Consider the following 19,747-nt stretch of genomic DNA (forward strand, 5'->3'; position numbering starts at 1 on the left):
TCGGGGAACCGCGCGGAGGCCGCCGGCGGGGGCGGGGGGGCGGGCCGCACCGGCACGTCGAAGGACGGCGGATTCCCCGTCGTGGGCGGGTGCCCCGGGCGGGGCGGGATCGTTCCGGCGGCGCCGTTGCGGGGCGTTGCCGACTCACCCTCGGGTATGGACTCGGCGGCCGGTTCAACCGGCGGGGCCGACGGGTGGGGCGGGATCGTGGGGCGCGGAGGGATGGAGGCGCGGCGCGCTTCCGTGCTCATGCACCCCCCGTTTCGTTGTGGCCGGGCCGCCCCGGGGTCCGCCGGGGTGTTCGACCGCCGTGGGGCGGCCGGGACGCGGGGGCGGGGACGCGCCGCCGTCCTTGGGCAGGCATACCCGCATGGGCGGACGCCCATCCCGGGTGCATGCGCCCGGGCGGCGTCGCAACTTCCCCACGTGCGCGTCACTCTACGGGTTGAACCGCCTCGAACGGGACCCGGTCCGCGGCACCGGGGTATCTGCCCGGAACATCCCCTACCCTGCGATGATCGCATCTGGCAGGCTTCGTTCATGACTGCCCGCGCCGCAGACCGGGCCCGCTACGACCGGGCCACCGCTCATCTCGAAGCGCCTGTCGCGATCGTGGACCTGGAGGCGTTCGACGCGAACGCCGAGGACCTCCTGCGCAGGGCCGGCGGCAAGCCGATCCGCGTCGCCAGCAAGTCCGTCCGCTGCCGCGCGCTGCTCGAACGCGTCCTGGCCCGGGACGGTTTCGCCGGCATCATGTCGTTCACGCTGGCCGAGTCCCTGTGGCTGGCCCGGTCCGGTTTCGACGACGTCCTGCTCGCCTATCCGTCGGCCGACCGGCAGGCTTTCGCCGAACTGACCGCCGACCCCAAGCTCGCCGCCGCCGTCACGGTGATGATCGACGACCCGGCCCAGCTGCGCCTCATCGACGACGCCCGCCAGGGAGGCACCGAAGTGGTGCGCGTCTGCCTGGAGTTGGACACATCGCTGAAACTGCTCGGCGGGCGCGTCCGGGTCGGCGCACGGCGCTCGCCCTTGCACTCCCCCGCCCAGGTCGCGGAGCTGGCCCGCCGGGTGGCGCGCACGCCCGGCTTCCGGCTGGTGGGGGTCATGGCGTACGAGGGTCACGTCGCCGGGGTCGGGGACGCGGTGGCCGGGCGGCCGGTGCGGTCGCGGGTCATCCGGTTGATGCAGGCCGCGGCGCGCCGGGAGCTGGCCCAGCGGCGCGCCGACGTGGTGCGCGCCGTCCGGGAGGTGGCCCCGGAGCTGGAGTTCGTCAACGGCGGCGGGACGGGCAGTGTGCAGTACACGGCCGCGGAGAACGCGGTGACGGAGATCGCGGCGGGTTCGGGGCTGTATGTGCCGCGGCTGTTCGACAACTACACCTCGTTCAGGGGGCGTCCGGCCGCACTTTTCGCCCAGCCGGTCGTGCGCAGGCCGGGGGTGGGTGTGGTGACCGTGCTGGGCGGCGGCTATCCGGCGTCGGGCGTTGCGGGCCGCGACCGGCTGCCGGTCCCGTATCTGCCCGAGGGACTGGAGTACGACCCCCAGGAGGGTCCCGGCGAGGTGCAGACGCCGCTGCTGGGCGCACCCGCCGACGACCTCCTCATCGGCGACAAGGTGTGGTTCCGGCACGCCAAGGCGGGCGAGCTGTGCGAACGATTCGACGCGCTGCACCTGGTCGAGGGTGACGCGGTCACGGCGACCGTGCCGACGTACCGCGGCGAGGGACGGACCTTCCTCTGACGGGCGGTCAGCGTCCGGTGCCGATGCTGCTGCCCACTCCCCCGCCCGTCGCCGCGTCGTCGACCGGCCTGATCCCCCTGGTGATCCGGTCCATGTCGGCGAGCGGCGGCCCGTCGGGGCCGGCGTCGAAGGCGAAGCGGACGAGGACGGGCGCCTGCGAGCCCGCGCTGGAGGGGAAGGCCAGCGTCTGGACGTACCCTCCGGGCCCCTTCGCGGTGGTGACACGCCAGCGCACGAAGTACCCGGCGCGCCCCGCGACCGCGATCTGACCGGACTTCACCAGCCGGTGGGACGTGATACCGCCGAAAGGCTTGCTGCCGGTCCCGTCGCGGTCGTACACCGTGTTCGCGGCGTCCTCGATGTCGCCCTTGGCGAGGGTCTCGGGGGCGACGCCGGCGGCGGCGGTGCGCGAGGACACCTGGCCGTGCTCGCAAAGGCCGGGGTCGCCCGGGCAGTGGTACGTGCCCGGTGTGCTCAGCACGATGTCGTCGTCGGCGACGTTGTCGGGCCCGGTCCAGCCCTCGATCACGGGGAAGGTGATGCCGTTGAGCTCGTCCGTGACGACGTTCGGATCCCCGGTGGCGGAGGCGGACGGTGGGGGCGAGGACGCACCGTGGGTGGGTGGCGAAGTCGCCGCCGTGGGCGAGGTCTCGGCCTGTGCCGCGCCGCCACCGCCGCGGCCGAGGACGACCGCGCCGGTGACGACGGCCGCGGCCAGGACGACCCCGGTCAGGGTGAGTACGACCGTGTTGGTGCGCCGGGGGCCGCCGCGGCCCGGGGGTGTGGGGGCCGGCGGGGACGCCAGGGGTGGCTCGGGCATCTGGGGCTGACGCCGGTGGTCGCTCCATGCGACGCCGTCCCACCAGCGTTCGGTGAGCGGGTACGAGGGGTCGCGGTACCAGCCGGGCGGGGGCGCACTGCTCACCCTGGCCACTCTAGGCGGTGTCGCACACGACCGCACCAACTCCCGGTCGGACGGAGACAGTTCGTGATCATCCGTGGTGGCCGTCGGTGCGGCCACCGGGGCGGTGGCCGCGACCGGGGGCCACGCCTGGTGCTCGAGCGGGAGGTGCCCCCACGACGCCGCTCCTTGACGGGCAAACGCTGCCCGCCGCGGCACGAGGGCCTGTTCTGAGTTCCCAGTCGTCCGCGCGGAGCGCGGGCGCAGCGGCGTTCGGTGCGTGCGATCGGCGTGCGGTGTCGCAGTTCATGTGGCGGAGCCACCTGTCCTGCGGCGCCGTGCGGCATGGGGGTCCCCCCTGCTCGAGCGAAGCCGAGAGCTTGGGGGAGTGCGTGCCGAACGCCGCTGCGCAGACGGGGAACTCAGAACAGGCCCTAGAGGGGGGTGACGTACGCGCCCGAGATCCCGCCGTCCACCAGGAAGTCGGTGGCGTTCACGAACGAGGAGTCGTCGCTGGCGAGGAACGCGACCGCCGCGGCGATCTCCTCGGCCTCCGCGAAGCGGCCGGCCGGGATGTGGACCAGCCGGCGGGCGGCCCGCTCGGGGTCCTTGGCGAACAGCTCCCGCAGGAGCGGGGTGTTGACCGGGCCCGGACACAGGGCGTTGACCCGGATGCCTTCCCGGGCGAACTGCACCCCCAGCTCGCGGGACATGGCGAGCACACCGCCCTTGGAGGCCGTGTACGAGATCTGCGAGGTGGCCGCGCCCATGCGGGCCACGAACGACGCCGTGTTGATGATGGAGCCCTTGCCCTGGCGCCGCATATAGGGGATCGCCGCCTTGCAGCACAGGTACACGGAGGTCAGATTGACCTCCTGGACCCGTTTCCAGGCCTCCAGCCCGGTCTCCAGGATGGAGTCGTCGTCCGGCGGCGAGATGCCCGCGTTGTTGAAGGCGATGTCGACGGAGCCGTAGGTGTCGTACGCGGCCTTGAAGAGCGCCTCGACCTGCTCGGCGACGGTGACGTCGGCCTTCACGAAGAGCCCGCCGACCTCCTCGGCCGCCGCCTTGCCACGGGGCTCGTCGACGTCGCCGCAGACGACGTGGGCGCCCTCGGCGGCGAGCCGGCGCGCGGTGGCCAGGCCGATGCCGCTGCCGGCGCCGGTGATGACGGCGGTACGGCCGGTCAGGCGGCGGCAGATGATGTCCGGTGTCTGTGAGGTCACTGTGCGGGGCCCTCCGTGCTGATGAAGATGTTCTTGGTCTCGGTGAAGGCGGTCAGGGCGTCCGGGCCGAGTTCGTGGCCGATCCCCGACTGCTTGAAGCCGCCGAAGGGGGTCCAGTAGCGGACGCTGGAGTGGGAGTTGACGGACAGGTTGCCCGCGCGGACGGCCCGCGAGACGCGCAGCGCCCGGCCGACGTCCCGGGTCCACAGGGAGCCGGAGAGGCCGTAGGGGGTGTCGTTGGCGAGGCGGATCGCGTCGGCCTCGTCCTCGAAGGGCAGGACGACGGCGACCGGGCCGAAGACTTCCTCGACCGCCACGCGCGCGTGTGGGTCGACGCCGGTGAGGACGGTGGGCGGGAACCAGAAGCCGGGGCCTTCGGGGGCCTTGCCGCGAATGCCTTCGGCGTCCGGGGAGACATACGAACGGACCTTGTGCAGCTGGGTCTTGGAGATCAGCGGGCCCATCTGCGTGCTCTCGTCGGCCGGGTCTCCGACGCGGAACGACTCGACGAGGGGGGCGAGGAGGTCGAGGAAGCGGTCGTACACGGAGCGCTGGACGAGGATGCGGGTGCGGGCGCAGCAGTCCTGGCCCGCGTTGTCGAGGAAGGACAGGGGGGTGGCGGCCGCGGCGGCTTCGAGGTCGGCGTCGGCGAAGACGACGTTGGGGCTCTTGCCGCCGAGTTCGAGGGTGACGCGCTTGAGGTGGGCGGCGCCCTTCGCCAGCACCTGTCGGCCCACGGTCGTCGACCCGGTGAAGACGACCTTCGCCACGCCCGGGTGCTCGACGAGCGCGTCGCCCGCGACGGGGCCGAGACCTGGAAGCACCTGGAAGAGCCCGTCCGGAAGCCCGGCCGCCAGGGCCAGTTCGGCCAGGCGCAGGGCCGTGAGCGGGGTGGCCTCGGCGGGCTTGAGGATCACGGCGTTGCCCGCCGCGAGTGCCGGGGCCGTACCCCATGCGGTGATCGGCATCGGGAAGTTCCAGGGTGCGATGACGCCCACGATGCCCAGCGGTTCGAGGATCGTCACGTCCAGGCCGCCCGGGACCGGGATCTGGCGGCCGGTGAGCCGTTCCACTCCCCCGGCCGCGTAGTCGAGCAGGTCGCGGACGTTACCCGCCTCCCAGCGGGCGTTGCCGATGAGATGGCCGGCCTCCCGCACTTCCAGCCAGGCCAGTTCTTCGAGGTGCTCGTCGACGGCGGCGGCGAACCGGCGCAGCAGCCGGGCGCGGTCGCCGGGCGGGAGCAGGGCCCACCGGCTCTGGGCCTGCGAGGCCCGTACGACCGCCGCGTCCACGTCCGCGGCGGTGGCGGCCGGCACGGTGGCGACGACCTTTTCGGTGGCCGGATCGAGTACCTGCAGCTCGTGCTGGTCGGACATGGGAAGACCTCTCACATGCGTTCGAAGGAGCGGCGCAGCTCCCAGTCGGTCACCGCGGCGTCGAAGGCCGCCAGTTCGACGCGGGCCATGTTGCGGTAGTGCGCGACCACCTCGTCGCCGAAGGCGGCCTTGGCGAGGGCGCTGTTCTCCCAGAGTTCGGCGGCCTCGCGCAGGGTGGTGGGCACGTGCGCGTACGCGGCGGTGTACGCGTTGCCCGGGCACGGTTCGGGAAGCTCCAGCTTCTGCTCGATGCCGTGCAGTCCGGCGGCGACCATCCCGGCGACCGCGAGGTGCGGGTTGACGTCACCGCCGGGCACCCGGTTCTCGAAGCGCAGCGAGCGGCCGTGGCCGACGATCCGCAGGGCGCAGGTGCGGTTGTCGTACCCCCAGGCGACGGCGGTCGGGGCGAAGGAGCCCTGCTGGAAGCGCTTGTAGGAGTTGATGTTGGGGGCGTACAGGAGGGAGAACTCGCGCAGGGCGGCGAGTTGGCCGGCCAGGAAGTGGCGCATGGTCTGCGACATCCCTCCGGGGTCGCCGGAGGACCCGGCCATGACGCTGCGGCCGTACTCGTCCGCGAGCGAGAGGTGGATGTGGCAGGAGTTGCCCTCGCGCTCGTTGTACTTGGCCATGAAGGTGATCGAGACGCCCTCCTGGGCCGCGATCTCCTTTGCGCCGGTCTTGTAGATCGCGTGCTGGTCGCAGGTGACGAGGGCGTCGTCGTAGCGGAACGCGATCTCGTGCTGGCCGGGGTTGCACTCGCCCTTGGCCGACTCGACGGTGAGCCCGGCGCCCGCCATCTCGTTGCGGATACGGCGCAGGAGGGGCTCGATGCGCCCCGTCCCGAGCACCGAGTAGTCCACGTTGTACTGGTTGGCCGGGGTCAGCCCCCGGTAGTTGGCGTCCCAGGCCTGCTCGTAGGTGTCCTTGAAGACGATGAACTCCAGCTCGGTGCCGACCTGTGCGGTGTGGCCGAGGGCGGCGAGGCGGTCGAGCTGGCGGCGGAGGATCTGGCGGGGCGCGGCGGCCACGGGCGAGCCGTCACTCCAGGCGAGGTCGGCGAGGAGCATGGCCGTGGTCTCGTGCCAGGGCACCCGGCGCAGTGTGCTCAGGTCGGGGCGCAGGACGAAGTCGCCGTAACCGCGGTCCCAGGAGGACATGCCGTAGCCGTCGACCGTGTTCATCTCGGTGTCGACGGCGAGGAGGTAGTTGCAGCCTTCGGTGCCGTGCTCCAGGACCTCGTCGAGGAAGAAGCGCGCGGCGAATCGCTTGCCCTGGAGGCGCCCTTGCATGTCGGGGAAGGCCAGCACGACGGTGTCGATCTCACCGCCGGATACGAGGACATGCAGTTCCTCGACGCCGAGCGGGGACGTTCGGTCTGCCACGGGAGGTCTCCTTAGGTCCGCCGAGAGCCATAAGGTATTCGTGAGAACCATTACTTGGGAAGGGGGCGCGGCCATATGTCGCAGACGGAACCCGGTGACGGCCCCGGCGGCCCGCAGGACCGGCTGACACCGGTACTGCGGCCGGTGCGGGCCGGCAACGGCTTCGAGGAGGCGCTGGAACAGATCCTTCAGATCGTCCGCCTCGGGCTGGTGCCGGACGGTGAACGGCTGCCCTCGGAAAGGGAGTTGGCGGAGCGGCTGGGGATCAGCCGGGTGACGCTGCGCGAAGTGCTGAAGGTGCTCCAGGACCAGGGCCTGGTGGAGTCGCGGCGCGGGCGGTACGGCGGCACGTTCGTGCTGCCGCGGGCCGACGGGGGCGGCGAGGACGAGCTGCGCCGGCGCGTCGAGAAGGTCGACATCGAGGACGTACTGCGCTTCCGCGAGGTACTGGAGGCGGGCGCGGCGGAGCTGTGCGCGACGCACGACCTGACGGGACCCCCGGCGGCACGGCTGCGGGAGGCACTGTCCCGCACGCAGGACGCACCGCTCGCCGAGTACCGGCGCCTGGACACACTGCTGCACCTCACGCTGGCCGAGCTGTGCGGGTCGCCGTCGCTGACGGCGCAGTACGCGGCCGTACGGGCGACGGTGAACGACCTGCTGGACTGCATCCCGCTGCTGGTACGCAACCTGGAGCACTCCCAGCGCCAGCACGAGGCGCTGGTGGAGGCGGTGCTCGACGGGGACGCGGACGGCGCGCGGGAGATGATGCGGCAGCACTGCGCGGGGACGGCGGCACTGCTGCGGGGGTTCCTGGCCTGAGCATCGGCCCGGGACCTTGCCGTTCACCACACCCTCGGCAAAGGTATGAAGTGATTCCTTTGCGGGGCGGGAGGGCGCATGACGGGCAGGCCGTTGATCGGCGTCAGTACGTACCTGGAGGCCGGGGCGCGCTGGGGCGTGTGGGAGCTGGAGGCGGCACTGCTGCCGGCCGGGTATCCGCGGCTCGTGCAGCGGGCGGGCGCTCTTGCCGCGATGCTGCCGCCGGACGACCCGGTGCACGCAGCGGCGGCGGTCGCCCGGCTGGACGGCCTGGTGATCGCGGGTGGCCCGGACGTCGAGCCGGTCCGGTACGGCGCACGCCCCGATCCCCGCACCGGCCCGCCCTCCCGGGCCCGGGACGCCTGGGAACTCGCACTGATCGAGGCCGCGCTGACCGCGGGCATCCCACTGCTGGGGATCTGCCGGGGGATGCAGCTGCTGAACATCGCCGTCGGCGGCACGCTCGTCCAGCACATCGACGGGCACACGAAGGCCCCCGGGGCCTTCGGCCGCCACCCGGTCAAGCCGGTGCCCGGCACCCGGTACGCGGATGCCGTCCCGGAGGAGACGTCCGTACCGACCTACCACCACCAGTCCGTGGACCGCCTCGGCAAGGGCCTGGTCGCATCGGCGCACGCGGCGGACGGAACGGTGGAGGCGATCGAACTCGCGTCGGCCGGCTGGGTGCTGGGCATCCAGTGGCATCCGGAGATGGGAGAGGACGTACGGGTGATGAGGGCCCTGGTGCGCGCCGCGTCCGCCGGCCGGGCCCAGGGCCTGTGCTGAGTTCCCCGTCGTCCGCGCGGAGCGCGGGCGCAGCGGCGTTCGGTGCGTGCGATCGGCGTGCGGTGCGTGCGATCGGCGTGCGGTGCGTGCGATCGGCGTGCGGTGCGTGCGATCGGCGTGCGGTGTCGCAGTTCATGTGGCGGAGCCACCCGTCCTGCGACACCGTGCGGCATGGGGTCCCCCCTGCTCGAGCGAAGCCGAGAGCTTGGGGGAGTGCGTGCCGGACGCCGGGGCGCAGACGGGGAACTCAGCACAGGCCCTAACCCCGGGTCAGCCCCAGCAGATCCCGTCCCGGCCCCGTCGGGCGATGGCCCCTGCGCCACACCGCCCGCAGGGCCCGGTCCAGCCGTACGCCCGCGACGGGGATGCTCACCAGCCGGCGGGCCGACAGCTCCTCCCCCACGGCCAGTTCGCTCAGGACCGCCGGGCCCGCGCCGCTCACCGCCGAGGACTTGACCGCCGTCGTCGAGGACAGTTCGAGCAGGGGGCGGGCCAGGCCGCCCAGGGCCGTTTCCAGGACCTGGCGGGTGCCCGAGCCCTCCTCCCTGAGGATCAGCGGGGTCGTCGCCAGCTCCTGGGCCGGCAGCGGGGTACGGCGGCGCGCCCACGGGTGCCCCGGCGCGGTCACCACGATCAGGCGGTCGTGGCCGACGACCACCGCGTCGAGGTCCGTCGGCACGGTCAGCCCCTCCACGAACCCCAGGTCCGCCTCGTCGGCGAGCAGGCGTTGGGCGACCGCCGCCGAGTTCCCGGCCAGCAGGGACACCGCCGTGTCGGGCCGCTGGGCGCGCAGCGCCATCAGCCAGCCCGGCAGGAGGTACTCGGCGATCGTCATGCTCGCGGCCACCCTCAGCCGTGAGTCGCGCCGGCCCCTGAGCGCCTGCGCCCCCGCGTCGAACGCCTCCGCCGCCTCCACGATCCGCCGCGCCCAGTCGGTGACCAGCGCCCCCGCGTCAGTCAGCCGCGAACCCCGCGGCGAGCGGTCCACCATCGCCACGCCCAGTTGCCGCTCCATCGACCGGATCCGGCTGCTCGCCGCCGGCTGGGTGATCCCCAGCTCCCGCGCGGCCCGCCCCAGGCTGCCCAGCCGCGCCACGGCCAGCAGCAGTTCCAGCGCCCCCAGATCCGGTACCCGGTGCGCCAGACCGGCCACCCGCAGCCCTTCGCCAACACCCTCGCTCATAAACCCAGCTTATGCCGTCATAGAAACATACTCCCTGGTCAGGAACCTGGCCTGGCGCGACCGTGGACATATGGTCACTGCAGCCCCGTCCCTCGCCCCGCCCACCCGACACCGTCGCGCCGCCGCCGTCCGGCACCTCGGGCCGAACTGGTACGCCGCCGTGATGGGCACCGCGATCGTCGCGACGGCCGGCGCCGGTCTGCCCGGCGCCGCGGACGTACCCGGACTGCGGACGGCCTGCACAACCGTCTGGGCACTGTCCGCGGCCCTGCTCGTGACCGTTCTCGGCGCCCGCACCCTGCACTGGATCCACCACCGCGACCAGGCCCGTGCCCATCTCCTCGATCCCGCCATGGCCCCCTTCTACGGCTGTCTGTCGATGGCCCTGCTCGCCGTCGGCGGCGGCACCATGGTGGTCGGCCGGGACTGGATCGGAATACGCCCGGCCGTCGCCGTGGACACCGTCCTCTTCACCGCCGGTACGGTCATCGGTCTCGTCGCCGCCGTGGCCGTCCCGTACCTGATGATCGCCCGGCACCGCATCGAGCCGGACCAGGCCTCCCCCGTATGGCTGCTGCCCCTGGTCGCCCCCATGGTCTCCGCCGCCCTGGGCCCGCTGCTGGTCCCGCACCTGCCTGCCGGCCAGCCCAGGCAGACCCTGCTGCTCGCCTGCCTCGCGATGTTCGGCATGAGTCTGCTGGCCACGCTCGTGATGCTGCCGCTGATCCTCGCGCGGCTCATCACCGCGGGCCCGTTGCCGCTCGCCCTGACCCCGACCCTGTTCCTGGTCCTCGGCCCGCTGGGGCAGTCCACCACCGCCGTCGGCGCGACCGCGAACGCCGCCCCGGGCGTCCTGCCGTCCTCCTACGCCGGCGGCCTCGGTGTCTTCGCCGTCCTCTACGGCGTCCCGGTGATCGGCTTCGCCCTGCTGTGGCTGAGCCTGGCCGCCGCGCTGGTGGTGCGCGCCCGGCGACGGGGCATGGGTTTCGCGATGACCTGGTGGGCGTTCACCTTCCCGATCGGCACCTGCGTGACCGGCGCGGAGGCACTGGCCCGGCGCACCGGCCTGGCCGCCTTCGACGTGCTCGCGATCGTCCTGTATCTGCTGCTCGTCACCGCCTGGGCCGTCGCGGCCGTCCATACCGGCCGGGGAGTCGTCAACGGCAAGCTGCTCGCGGCACCTCGCCGCTGACGTGCGGCACCTCGGCCGGCGATGGGCCGTACAGGTGAGATGACACCCGCCGACCAGCGCACACGGTCTGCCCGGAAACGGCTGCGGGCCGTCGTCGGCCGTCGGGCGAGGTCCGGCGCGGGGTGCCTGGCCGGGTGTCCCTCGGCGGGATCAGCGGCGGCGCGGGCGGTCCTCGATCGCCTCGATGTGGTCCGCGACCGCGACCACGATCACGCGGGTGTCCGGCACGGTCGCCCGCCAGCGGTGGCGCACTCCCCCGCTCAGATACAGCGTGTCGCCCCGCCCGAGCCGGTGTGCGCGGCCCTCCGCCTCGACCTCGACGGCGCCGTCGACGACGTACATCAACTCGTCGTTGCGGTGCTGGAACTCGCGCCCCTCGTCGTGATCACCGATGAACTCCATCGCGTGCAGCTGATGGTGTCCGCGCACCAGCGGGCGCAGCCGCGCCTGCTCCGGTGGGATCCCCTCGTCCTCGGCGCGCAGGACGTCGACGCTGCAGGCCGGGTCGGCGGCCGCGAGCAGTTCGGCGGCGGTGGTGCCCAGGGCGTCGGCGATCCGCTCCAGGGAGGGCCGGCTCGGGCGCGCCCGCTCGTTCTCGACCTGGCTCAGGAAGGGGACCGACAGTCCGCTGCGCTCGGCCACGACGGCGAGGGTGAGCTCCAGTGCCCGGCGCCGCCGCCGGACGGCCGCGCCCACCCGAAGGGGCTGTTCTTTGTGGTCGCCCATCGCTCCGGCTCCCTCCCACGCTCGTCGGTCCACTGCCTTGCCCGGCGGGCGTGCCGCCGCTGCCCGATGGTTTATCGGTGCACTGCTTGTGTTGCGCTGTCTGCACCCTACGCATGTTCGGCAAACCGTTTCATGCGCCCGTCACATCGGTGCCACATACAAGAGTGGCGAGGCTCACGGTTCGCGCCACCCGGCGAGCCGTCTCGCCGCCTCGCGCAGGCCGCCCTCTCCGCCTGACAAAAGGGCTGATCAGCGACGCCGCAGGGGCTCAGGGGCTCGCTTCCGGGGCGGTGCGGTCCGCCGAGGCGCGCGGGGTGGGCCGGCCGGCGCCCCGGCGCACGAAGGTGAGGCCCGGGGCACCCGCGTAGCAGCGCGCCCTGCCGGCAATGGGGCACCGAAGAAATGTTCGGTGCCCCCGCAGGCAGGGCGTGCGGACCGGTGGGGCCGGCAGGACGCGGTTGTCCGGATCCTTCTCCTTCGCCCGTGAGTACGAGGCGCGGCCCGGCGGCGGACTACTGCGGAGTCATCCGCTCCACCATGTCCGGGTGCTGCTTCAGCCACGCGGCCACGGCGTCCTTCTCGTGGCCGTGCCCACGCGTCTTGATCTCGCTCTCCAGGCTGCCGAGCTCGTCCTCGCTCATCCTGAAGTTCTTGATCCACCGGGTGAGCTGCGGGTACTTGTCCGGGAAGGTACGGCTGGAGATGGTGCGGATCGTGTTGCCCTCACCGAAGAGCTTCTTGTCGTCCTTCAGCTTGGTGAGCTGGTACTCGCTGTAGGCCCAGTGCGGCGACCACAGGACGACGGCGACGGGCTGCTTCTTGGCGTAGGCACGCTTCAGCTCGGCCAGCATCGCGGGCGTGGAGCCGTCGACGACCTTGTACTCCTTGTCCAGGCCGTAGCCGGGCAGGACCTTCGTCTTGAGCAGGTTCATCTCGCCGGTGCCCGGCTCGATGCCGATGATCCGGCCGCCGAAGGTCTTCCCCTTGCCCTTGAGGTCCTCAAGGGACTTGACGTCCTTCACATACGAAGGGACCGCGATCTCGAGCGAGGTCGGCTGGTACCAACTGCCCAGGTCCTTGAGGTCGGCCTTGTTCTTGTCCCAGTAGTTCTTCTGCGCGTACGGCAGCCACGCATCGAAGTTGAGGTCGAGGTCACCACTGGCCAGGCCCGTGTAGACGGGGCCGACGTCCATCTGCTTCAGGTTCAGCTTGTAGCCGCGCCGCTCCAGGACGTCCTTCCACAGGTAGGTGACGGCGACGTCCTCGTCCCAGGGGAACCAGGCGACGTTCACCGGGCGCTTCGCCTCGGCCGGGCTGGCGGAGGACGGCTGGTGGACGGGGGCGAGTTTGTCGACGATGCCCGGGTTCTTCTTCAGCCAGGCGCGCACGGCGTCCTGCTGCTTCCCCTTGCCGGCCTTGTTGATCTCGGCCTCGAGGCTCGTGAGCTGCTTCTCGTCCAACTTGAAGTTCTTGAGCCAGGTGCCCACCACGGGGTTGTCCTCGGCGAAGCCCTTGCGGGCGAGCGTGTGCACCCCGTCGCCCTTGCCCCAGGCACCCTTGGGGTCCTTGAGCTTCTTCAGGTCGTAGTCGCTGTAGGCCCAGTGCGGCGACCAGAGCGTGACGACGACGGGCTGCTTCTTGGCGTAGGCACGCTTCAGCTCGGCCAGCATCGCGGGCGTGGAGCTGTCGACGACCTTGTACTCCTTCTCGAGGCCGTACTCCTTGAGGACCTTGCTCTTGAGCAGGTTCATCATGCCGGCGCTGGACTCGATGCCGGTGATCTTCCCGCCGAACGTGGCGGCCTTCCCCTTGAGGTCCTCCAGCGAGTCGATGCCCTTCATGTACGAGGGCACGCTCAGCTCCAGGGACGTCGGTCCGTACCAGGAGCCCAGGTCGTCGAGCCGGTCGCCGTACTTCTTCCAGTACTGCTCGTGGGTGACGGGCAGCCAGGAGTCGGTCTCGAAGTCGACATCGCCCTGAGCGAGCGAGGTGTAGAGCGGTCCGGCGTCGAACTGCTTGGCGTCGACCTGGAATCCGCGCTGCTCCAGGATCTCCTTCCAGAGGAAGGTGGAGGCGACGCCCTCGTCCCACGGGATGTAGCCGATGGTGAGCTTCTTGCCCTGGCCGACATTCTGCACGTCGGCGGCGGTGGCGGTCTCGTTGCTGCCACCGAAGACGCCGATGCCGCCGGCCGTGAGCGCGAGCACGACCACGCCGATCACGGCCACGACGGGCCGGGGACGATAGGACCAGATCTTCAGGCCCTGCGCGGCACGCAGCCGGGCGGCGGCGCGCCGGCCGAGCGGGGAGACCTGGGTGCCCAGGGCGCTGGTCATCCGGTCCAGGTAGATCGCCAGGATGACGATGGCGACACCGGCCTCGGAGCCGAGACCCACGTTGAGCTGGCCGATGGCCTCGTTCACATCGCCGCCGAGACCGCCGGTGCCGACCATGCCCGCGATGGCCGCCATGGACAGGCCGAGCATGATGACCTGGTTGACGCCGGCCATGACGGTGGGCAGGGCGAGCGGGAACTGGACGCGCAGCAGGGTGTTGCGCGGGGTGGTGCCGAACGCCTCGGCGGCCTCGACCAGTTCCTTGTCGACCTGGCGGATGCCCAGCTCGGTCATGCGGACGCCGGGCGCGAGGGCGAAGATCAGGGTGGCCACGATGCCCGCGGGGGCGCCGGTGCCGAAGAACAGGATCGCCGGAATGAGGTAGATCATCGCGGGCAGCGTCTGCATGAAGTCCAGCACCGGCCGGACGATCCCGCTGACCCGGCTGGAGCGTGCCGCCCAGATGCCCACGGGCACGGAGACGACGAGCGCGATGATCGTCGCCACCAGGACCAGCGACAACGTCACCATCGCGTCCTCCCACAGGCCGAGGGAGTCGATGAAGGCGAAGCCCACGAAGGCGAGGACACCGGCGGACGCGCCGCGCAGCCAGAACGCGATCACCGCGAGGATGCCCGCGAGCAGCAGCGGCTCAGGGGCCTGCAGGACGGTGTTGATGCCGTCGAAGGTGCCCTGGAAGACGGTCTTGCAGAAGTCGAACAGCCACGCCATGTGGTGCAGCAGCCAGTCGACCGTGGAGTTGACCCAGTCGCCGAACGGAATCCTAGGCATCGGCGATCACCTGCCCTCCCTTGTCACGCGGGGAGTCGCAGGGTGTGGTCTCACCCGCCCCTTCACCGAGGAAGCCGAGGAGGCGCTGCCTGGGTACGACGCCGACGAGTTCCCTTTGCTCGTCGAGCACCGCCACCGGGTGCGTGAGGCGGGCGCTGATCGCGCACAGCTCCACGAACGGCGTGTCGGGCGTCGCGGTCTCGCAGTGGCAGCCCGCCTCGTCACCGCGCACGGCGGTGTCCATGACGGCACCCGCGGTCAGGACGCGGGAACGGTCGACGTCCTGGGTGAACGAGGCGACGTAGTCGTCGGCGGGGCGCATCAGGATGTCCTCCGCGCTGCCGATCTGCGCGATGCGGCCGTCCCGCATCACCGCGATGCGGTCGCCCAGGCGCATGGCCTCGTTGAGGTCATGGGTGATGAACACGATGGTCTTCTTCAGGGTCTTCTGCAGTTCCAGCAGCTGGTCCTGCATATCGCGGCGGATCAGCGGGTCGAGCGCGCTGAAGGACTCGTCCATCAGCAGCAGGTCGGCGTCCGTGGCGAGCGCCCGGGCGAGGCCGACGCGCTGCTGCATACCGCCGGACAGCTCGTCGGGCCAGGACTTCTCCCAGCCGGCCAGGCCGCACAGGGCGAGCGCCTCGCCGGCGCGCTTCTCGCGCTCGGCGCGGGGCACGCCCTGCACTTCCAGGCCGTAGGCGGCGTTCTCGCGGACGCTGCGGTGCGGGAAGAGGGCAAAGTGCTGGAAGACCATGCTGATCTTCTTGGAGCGGACTTCTCGCAGCTCACGGGCGCCCAGTGCGGTGAGGTCCTGGCCGTCGAAGCGTACGTGCCCCGCGGTCGGCTCCAACAGCCCGTTGAGCATGCGCAGCAGTGTGGACTTGCCGGAACCGGACAGGCCCATGACGACGAAGATCTGGCCCGGCTCCACCGTGAAGGACGCGTCGATCACGGCGGCGGTGGTGCCGTCTGCGCGCAGTTCCTCACGGTCGGCTCCCTGCCGGAGCCGCTCCACCGCCTCTTTTTGTCGTCTTCCGAACACTTTGTACAGATGTTCGGCTTCAAGCCTGGATGACACAGGTACCTCTCGTCTGAAAGCCTCCGAGCCGCTGCAAATGGTTGAAATTGCAACTGGCATCACTTCAAGGCGCGCCTGCCCGGACTCGGGCAGGGCAAACATATGAGTGGTCCAGTTCACAAGCCGTTCACGCAGGCCACATGGACGGTCACCCTGCGCCGACGCGGCGCTGTCGGGGCCGTACGGCATGATGCGGAAGATGACCCGACGCCTGATGCTCCTCGACACCGCCTCGCTGTACTTCCGTGCCTTCTTCGGCGTCCCGGAATCCGTGCGGGCCCCGGACGGCACGCCCGTGAACGCCGTGCGCGGGCTGCTCGAGTTCATCGACCGGCTGGTCAAAGACCACCACCCGGACGACCTCGTCGCCTGCATGGACGCGGACTGGCGTCCGCACTGGCGTGTCGAGCTGATCCCCTCCTACAAGGCGCACCGTGTGGCCGAGGCGCACGAGACGGGCCCGGACGAGGAAGAGGTGCCGGACACCCTGTCACCGCAGGTGCCGGTCATCGAGGACGTCCTGGACGCACTCGGCATCGCACGCGTGGGCATCGAGGAGTACGAGGCGGACGACGTGATCGGCACGTTCACGGCGCGTGCCAAGGGCCCGGTGGACATCGTCACCGGCGACCGCGACCTGTACCAACTGGTCGACGACGCCCGCGGGGTGCGCGTGCTCTACCCGCTGAAGGGCGTCGGCACGCTCCGCCTCACCGACGAGGCGGTACTGCGCGAGAAGTACGGCGTCGGGGGCCCTGGCTACGCGGATCTGGCACTGCTGCGCGGCGACCCGAGCGACGGACTGCCGGGCGTACCGGGCATCGGGGAGAAGACAGCCGCGAAGCTGCTCGCCGAGTTCGGCGACCTGGCGGGGATCATGGCCGCGGTCGACGATCCGGCGGCGAAGCTCACCCCGTCGCAGCGCAAGCGGCTCGACGAGGCGCGGCCCTACGTGGCCCTTGCGCCCAGGGTCGTACGGGTCGCCGACGACGTGCCCCTGCCGGACGTCGACACGGCGCTGCCGCACACACCGCGTGACCCGGCAGCGCTGGAGGCTCTGGGGATCCGCTGGGGCCTGGGCGGGTCGCTGCAGCGGCTGGTCACCACGCTCGGGACGTGACGGTTCGGGCGGCAGGCGCTCCTGACCTCCTCACGGGAAGGGCATCCACGGGATCAAACTGCTAACTTAGGTAGACCTCACCATGGGATCTGGGAGGTCGTCATGACAGAGCGCCCGGCAGGCAGGGCTCGGAAGACCCACTCCACGCGAGTAGTCCGCACGGAGCGGCTGACCCCGCACATGCAGCGCGTGGTGCTCGGTGGCGAGGGCCTGGCCGGTTTCGCGGCGGATACCTGCACCGACCACTATGTGAAGCTGCTGTTCCCGGCTGCGGGCGCCGTCTACCCCGAACCCTTCGACCTGCAGCGGATCCGCGAGGAATTCCCGCGCGAGCAGTGGCCGGTGACCCGGACGTACACCGTGCGGGCCTGGGATCCCGTGCACCGCGAGCTGACGCTGGACTTCGTGATCCACGGCGACGAGGGCCTCGCCGGACCGTGGGCGGTGCGCGTCCAGCCGGGCGAGACGGTGCGGTTCATGGGTCCCGGCGGGGCCTATGCGCCGGACACGAGCGCCGACTGGCATCTGCTCGCCGGGGACGAGAGCGCGCTGCCCGCGATCGCGGCCGCCCTGGAGGCGCTGCCCGCCGGCGCCGCGGCCCGCGCCTTCATCGAGGTCGCCGGCCCCCAGGAGGAGCAGAAGATCGTCTCCGATGTGGAGCCGGTCTGGCTGCACCGCGGGAGCCGTCCGGTCGGCGAGGCCTTGGTGGAGGCCGTCCGCGCACTGGAGTTCCCCGACGGCCGGGTGCACGCGTTCGTGCACGGCGAGGCCGGCTTCGTGAAGGAACTGCGCCGGCTGCTGCGCGTCGAGCGGCAGATCCCACGTGAGGACCTCTCGCTCTCCGGCTACTGGCGCCTCGGCCACAACGAGGACGGCTGGCAGGCGTCGAAGCGGGAGTGGAACGCGCGCGTCGCCGCCGAGCAGGAGGGCACGTCCGCCGTATAGGACGCCGTGCGGCGGCACCCCGGCAGGTGCCGCCGCCTCACGCCGCGGTGCTCACACCGCCCGCCGGTAGGACCGGAACGTACGGATCGACAGCCACACCGCGACGACCGCCAGTGTCGGCAGCACCCCGCCCCGGCTGAGCACGCCACCCCAGTCCGGGCGCTCCGACATCGCCGAACGGTCCGCGACCATGGCCCAGTTGAGCGGGTTGGTGGACTACTTCCCGGCGCCGTTCGGACCGAGGAATGCGAAGACGACGCCGCCCGGCTTGACGGTGACGTCCATGCCGTTCAACGCCGTGACATCATCGGAGTACTTCTTGATCAGCTGACGCGCCCCGACAGCGGGCGCTCGGGGGGTCATGACGACTGCTCTCCCGTGGACAGCGGACGACGGCAGATCCGCGGTGTGCGGAGAGGCCGCCTTCCGGACGGGCGGATGACGAGTGATCCGCGTCCCCTTCTCCCGGACGCCGGGCGCGATGTATCGCGTTGATGCTCCGGGCCCTGTCATGAGACGCGGGCGTGCAGGTGCATGTCGTGCCAGCCGTCCGGGTGGAGGAGGGCACTGCGCTTGGTGCCCTCCAGGGCGAAGCCCGTCTTCACCGCGACTCGGCAGGACGCCTCGTTGCGGACGGAGTGTGTCAGTTCGAGGCGGTGGAAGCCGATGCTCTCGAACGCCCAGCGGGTCAGGGCGGTCACCGCACGCGAGGCCACCCCTTGGCCGCGTGCTGCGGAAGCGGTCCAGTACGCAACCTCGGCCGCGCCCTCGAACGGCTCGATCCTGCGCAGGGCCACGCGCCCGAGCAGCCGGTCCGTGTCCTCGTCGGCAACCGCCCAGTAGGCGTTGCTCTCGCCCTCCCACGCCTTCCGCCACTCCTCGATCAGGCCGAGGACCTCCTCCACCGACTCGGTCGCGAAATGGTGCCACCGGTGCATCACCGGGTCCTGGAACGCCTCGTGGACAGCCGGGGCGTCCTCGGTCTTCCAGGGACGGAGCAGAAGTCCGTCATGGGTGGGGATCGAGGGTTGCGGGTTCTTGGCGAGCGTTCCGGCCGCGAGCACTTCACTGATCAGAAGAGGCATGCTGTGCATGGTCCCAGGCGACCGTCACCACCGGGCAATCTGTTTTCGCACCCCGTGCCGGCCGCCTCGTACGCTGGAGCCCCATGAGACGACGCCCCCGTATCCCGCCCTCTCCCCTGCCGCAGCGCGACGGAGTCGATCCCGTGCGGGTGCGGCTGCCGTTCACCGAGGGGTGGACCACCGTGCGGGACCATCTCGAGGCGCGGCTCGCGGCCGGGGACGGGGTGATCGACGGGATGCTCGGCGTGGGAGCGATCGTCGGGGCCGACGGACAGCCCATCACGCCGGACACCGCGTATGTGCCGGGCATGTACGTCTGGTTCCACCGCGCGCTGCCCGAGGAGGAGCGCGTGCCGTACCCGGTCGAGGTGGTGTACCGCGATGAGCACATCGTCGTCGCCGACAAACCGCATTTCCTCGCCACCACCCCGCGCGGCAGCCATGTCGCCGAGACCACCCTGGCCCGGCTGCGGCGCGACCTGGGCATCCCGTCACTGAGTGCCGCACACCGGCTGGACCGGCTCACCGCCGGGCTCGTGCTGTTCACCGTACGACCCGAGGAGCGCGGCGCCTACCAGTCGCTGTTCCGCGACAAGCAGGTCACCAAGGAGTACGAGGCCGTCGCCCCGTACGACCCCACCGTGGCCCTGCCGCGCACCGTGCGCAGCCGGATCGTGAAGGAACGCGGGGTCATGGCGGCCCGCGAGGTGCCGGGCGAGCCCAACGCGGTCAGCCGGATCGAACTCCTGGAGCGGCACGAGCAACGCGGGCGCTACCGGCTGCTCCCCCGCACCGGGCAGACCCATCAACTACGCGTCCACATGAACGCGTTGGGACTTCCGATCCTCGGCGACCCGCTCTATCCGGTGGTGGCCGCCGCCGGACCGGCCGGTGACTTCCGGCGCCCCCTCCAACTGCTGGCGAAGGCACTGGAGTTCACCGATCCGGTCACGGGCCGCGCACACCGCTTCGTCAGTGGGCGGGCGCTCCGGGCGTGGTCGGCGTACGACGAGTGGGCCGGCTGAAGGCTCTTATCGGCCCCACCACGGCAGCA

The 19,747-nt window shown here is 71.5% G+C and carries 16 protein-coding genes and 3 pseudogenes; 7 read left to right on the top strand and 12 right to left on the bottom strand.

Annotated elements, in window-relative coordinates:
• Positions 1-251, bottom strand: a pseudogene (locus BIV24_RS34815) (hypothetical protein); the annotation flags it as partial.
• A gap of 289 nt (positions 252-540) precedes the next feature.
• Between BIV24_RS34815 and BIV24_RS13385 the strand changes: the two are divergent.
• Positions 541-1,743 (top strand): amino acid deaminase/aldolase, encoded by a 1,203-nt coding sequence (locus BIV24_RS13385; RefSeq protein ID WP_071366499.1) that lies wholly within the window; start codon positions 541-543, stop codon positions 1,741-1,743.
• 7 nt (positions 1,744-1,750) lie between these two features.
• Here BIV24_RS13385 and BIV24_RS13390 read toward each other — a convergent pair whose 3' ends face one another.
• From BIV24_RS13390 to BIV24_RS13405, 4 genes are all read right to left on the bottom strand, one after another.
• Positions 1,751-2,668: a DUF2510 domain-containing protein gene (locus tag BIV24_RS13390; protein WP_071366589.1), complete on the bottom strand. Its 918-nt coding sequence runs from the start codon at positions 2,666-2,668 to the stop codon at positions 1,751-1,753.
• A 410-nt stretch (positions 2,669-3,078) separates the two neighbouring features.
• Positions 3,079-3,870, bottom strand: a complete 792-nt coding sequence (locus BIV24_RS13395) for a 3-oxoacyl-ACP reductase (protein ID WP_071366500.1) — start codon at positions 3,868-3,870, stop codon at positions 3,079-3,081.
• Complete coding sequence (locus BIV24_RS13400; protein ID WP_071366501.1) at positions 3,867-5,246, bottom strand: aldehyde dehydrogenase family protein; 1,380 nt, start codon at positions 5,244-5,246, stop codon at positions 3,867-3,869. Before BIV24_RS13400 ends, BIV24_RS13395 begins: the two co-directional genes overlap by 4 nt.
• An 11-nt stretch (positions 5,247-5,257) precedes the next feature.
• A complete protein-coding gene (locus BIV24_RS13405) occupies positions 5,258-6,628 on the bottom strand; it encodes a glutamine synthetase family protein (protein WP_071366502.1) in 1,371 nt (456 codons plus the stop codon).
• A gap of 75 nt (positions 6,629-6,703) precedes the next feature.
• Between BIV24_RS13405 and BIV24_RS13410 the strand changes: the two genes are divergently transcribed.
• On the top strand, positions 6,704-7,450 hold the full coding sequence (locus BIV24_RS13410; RefSeq protein WP_071366503.1) for a FadR/GntR family transcriptional regulator: 747 nt from the start codon (positions 6,704-6,706) through the stop codon (positions 7,448-7,450).
• Positions 7,451-7,528: 78 nt separating this feature from the next.
• Positions 7,529-8,236: a gamma-glutamyl-gamma-aminobutyrate hydrolase family protein gene (locus tag BIV24_RS13415; protein WP_071366504.1), complete on the top strand. Its 708-nt coding sequence runs from the start codon at positions 7,529-7,531 to the stop codon at positions 8,234-8,236.
• A 259-nt stretch (positions 8,237-8,495) separates the two neighbouring features.
• Here BIV24_RS13415 and BIV24_RS13420 read toward each other — a convergent pair whose 3' ends face one another.
• Complete coding sequence (locus BIV24_RS13420) at positions 8,496-9,419, bottom strand: LysR family transcriptional regulator (RefSeq protein ID WP_071366505.1); 924 nt, start codon at positions 9,417-9,419, stop codon at positions 8,496-8,498.
• Positions 9,420-9,489: 70 nt separating this feature from the next.
• Here BIV24_RS13420 and BIV24_RS13425 point away from each other — a divergent pair, with 70 nt between their 5' ends.
• Positions 9,490-10,611, top strand: a complete 1,122-nt coding sequence (locus BIV24_RS13425; protein WP_071366506.1) for a TDT family transporter — start codon at positions 9,490-9,492, stop codon at positions 10,609-10,611.
• A gap of 150 nt (positions 10,612-10,761) precedes the next feature.
• On the opposite strand, the gene BIV24_RS13430 is transcribed toward BIV24_RS13425, so the two are convergent.
• The 3 genes from BIV24_RS13430 to BIV24_RS13440 all read right to left on the bottom strand — a co-directional run bounded on the left by BIV24_RS13430 (position 10,762) and on the right by BIV24_RS13440 (position 15,543).
• Positions 10,762-11,337 carry a helix-turn-helix domain-containing protein gene (locus BIV24_RS13430; protein WP_071366507.1) on the bottom strand — a complete coding sequence of 192 codons (576 nt, stop codon included), beginning with the start codon at positions 11,335-11,337 and terminating at the stop codon, positions 10,762-10,764.
• A gap of 512 nt (positions 11,338-11,849) precedes the next feature.
• Positions 11,850-14,465 carry an ABC transporter permease/substrate binding protein gene (locus tag BIV24_RS13435; RefSeq protein WP_071366508.1) on the bottom strand — a complete coding sequence of 872 codons (2,616 nt, stop codon included), beginning with the start codon at positions 14,463-14,465 and terminating at the stop codon, positions 11,850-11,852.
• On the bottom strand, positions 14,458-15,543 hold the full coding sequence (locus BIV24_RS13440; protein WP_071366509.1) for a quaternary amine ABC transporter ATP-binding protein: 1,086 nt from the start codon (positions 15,541-15,543) through the stop codon (positions 14,458-14,460). The genes BIV24_RS13435 and BIV24_RS13440 overlap by 8 nt, the downstream gene beginning before the upstream one ends.
• 199 nt (positions 15,544-15,742) lie before the next feature.
• Between BIV24_RS13440 and BIV24_RS13445 the strand changes: the two genes are divergently transcribed.
• Complete coding sequence (locus tag BIV24_RS13445) at positions 15,743-16,663, top strand: 5'-3' exonuclease (RefSeq protein ID WP_071366510.1); 921 nt, start codon at positions 15,743-15,745, stop codon at positions 16,661-16,663.
• Positions 16,664-16,765: 102 nt separating this feature from the next.
• Entirely contained in the window at positions 16,766-17,608 is an 843-nt protein-coding gene (locus tag BIV24_RS13450) for a siderophore-interacting protein (RefSeq protein ID WP_071366511.1), read from the top strand.
• A 51-nt stretch (positions 17,609-17,659) separates the two neighbouring features.
• Here the strand turns inward: BIV24_RS13450 and BIV24_RS33265 are convergent.
• The 3 genes and pseudogenes from BIV24_RS33265 to BIV24_RS13455 all read right to left on the bottom strand — a co-directional run.
• Positions 17,660-17,818, bottom strand: a pseudogene (locus BIV24_RS33265) (ABC transporter permease); the annotation flags it as partial.
• 9 nt (positions 17,819-17,827) lie between these two features.
• A pseudogene (locus BIV24_RS33270) lies at positions 17,828-17,971 on the bottom strand (ABC transporter); the annotation flags it as partial.
• A 146-nt stretch (positions 17,972-18,117) separates the two neighbouring features.
• On the bottom strand, positions 18,118-18,693 hold the full coding sequence (locus BIV24_RS13455; RefSeq protein ID WP_071366590.1) for a GNAT family N-acetyltransferase: 576 nt from the start codon (positions 18,691-18,693) through the stop codon (positions 18,118-18,120).
• Between the two features lie 83 nt (positions 18,694-18,776).
• Between BIV24_RS13455 and BIV24_RS13460 the strand changes: the two genes are divergently transcribed.
• Positions 18,777-19,718, top strand: coding sequence for an RluA family pseudouridine synthase (locus BIV24_RS13460; protein WP_079168245.1), 942 nt, complete (start codon positions 18,777-18,779; stop codon positions 19,716-19,718).
• The last annotated feature ends 29 nt before the right edge of the window (positions 19,719-19,747 follow it).

The sequence above is a fragment of the Streptomyces colonosanans genome (assembly GCF_001866645.1).
Lineage (GTDB): Bacteria > Actinomycetota > Actinomycetes > Streptomycetales > Streptomycetaceae > Streptomyces > Streptomyces colonosanans.

Excerpts from the sequence above, each read along its gene's own strand:
- BIV24_RS13420 (WP_071366505.1), bottom strand. The coding sequence starts at position 9,419 with ATGAGCGAGGGTGTTGGCGAAGGGCTGCGGGTGGCCGGTCTGGCGCAC.
- BIV24_RS13445 (WP_071366510.1), top strand. The coding sequence starts at position 15,743 with ATGACCCGACGCCTGATGCTCCTCGACACCGCCTCGCTGTACTTCCGT.
- BIV24_RS13410 (WP_071366503.1), top strand. The coding sequence starts at position 6,704 with ATGTCGCAGACGGAACCCGGTGACGGCCCCGGCGGCCCGCAGGACCGG.
- BIV24_RS13415 (WP_071366504.1), top strand. The coding sequence starts at position 7,529 with ATGACGGGCAGGCCGTTGATCGGCGTCAGTACGTACCTGGAGGCCGGG.
- BIV24_RS13460 (WP_079168245.1), top strand. The coding sequence starts at position 18,777 with ATGAGACGACGCCCCCGTATCCCGCCCTCTCCCCTGCCGCAGCGCGAC.
- BIV24_RS13430 (WP_071366507.1), bottom strand. The coding sequence starts at position 11,337 with ATGGGCGACCACAAAGAACAGCCCCTTCGGGTGGGCGCGGCCGTCCGG.
- BIV24_RS13400 (WP_071366501.1), bottom strand. The coding sequence starts at position 5,246 with ATGTCCGACCAGCACGAGCTGCAGGTACTCGATCCGGCCACCGAAAAG.
- BIV24_RS13450 (WP_071366511.1), top strand. The coding sequence starts at position 16,766 with ATGACAGAGCGCCCGGCAGGCAGGGCTCGGAAGACCCACTCCACGCGA.
- BIV24_RS13425 (WP_071366506.1), top strand. The coding sequence starts at position 9,490 with ATGGTCACTGCAGCCCCGTCCCTCGCCCCGCCCACCCGACACCGTCGC.
- BIV24_RS13455 (WP_071366590.1), bottom strand. The coding sequence starts at position 18,693 with ATGCCTCTTCTGATCAGTGAAGTGCTCGCGGCCGGAACGCTCGCCAAG.
- BIV24_RS13435 (WP_071366508.1), bottom strand. The coding sequence starts at position 14,465 with ATGCCTAGGATTCCGTTCGGCGACTGGGTCAACTCCACGGTCGACTGG.
- BIV24_RS13385 (WP_071366499.1), top strand. The coding sequence starts at position 541 with ATGACTGCCCGCGCCGCAGACCGGGCCCGCTACGACCGGGCCACCGCT.